This window comes from Aequorivita sediminis, assembly GCF_032080575.2.
GTDB lineage: Bacteria > Bacteroidota > Bacteroidia > Flavobacteriales > Flavobacteriaceae > Aequorivita > Aequorivita sediminis.
In genome coordinates this window covers 1-340 of record NZ_JAVLSO020000052.1, presented here as the reverse complement: position 1 = coordinate 340, position 340 = coordinate 1, and the positions used below count along the sequence as shown (strand labels likewise).

Genomic DNA, 340 nt, shown 5'->3' with positions numbered 1-340 from the left:
TCTGAGAGCCTAGGCATTCCCCATACGCTCTTATTTTGCTTATTGTACTTTTTTGCTCTTTAATGAGTTTATTCATTGCTTAATAATTGATCAATTAACCAAAGGTCAACAATCAAATACTAAGACTTTTATTACTTTTCTCGTATTCTTTAATTACAATATGTCAATGAACTGTCTGGAACTCCCCTTTACACACCGCAAGCATTATGAAAATAGCTCTTTGGTACTAGTAAAAGTGGATTATATCCGTGGTGGAGAATATCGGAGTCGAACCGATGACCTCCTGCGTGCAAGGCAGGCGCTCTAGCCAGCTGAGCTAATCCCCCATTTTTTGAAATTC

At 38.2% G+C, this 340-nt stretch carries 1 tRNA gene; it reads right to left on the bottom strand.

From position 1 onward, the window contains the following. Window positions 1–249: 249 nt before the first annotated feature. A tRNA-Ala gene (locus RT250_RS13555) sits at window positions 250–326 on the bottom strand. Between the last annotated feature and the right edge of the window lie 14 nt (window positions 327–340).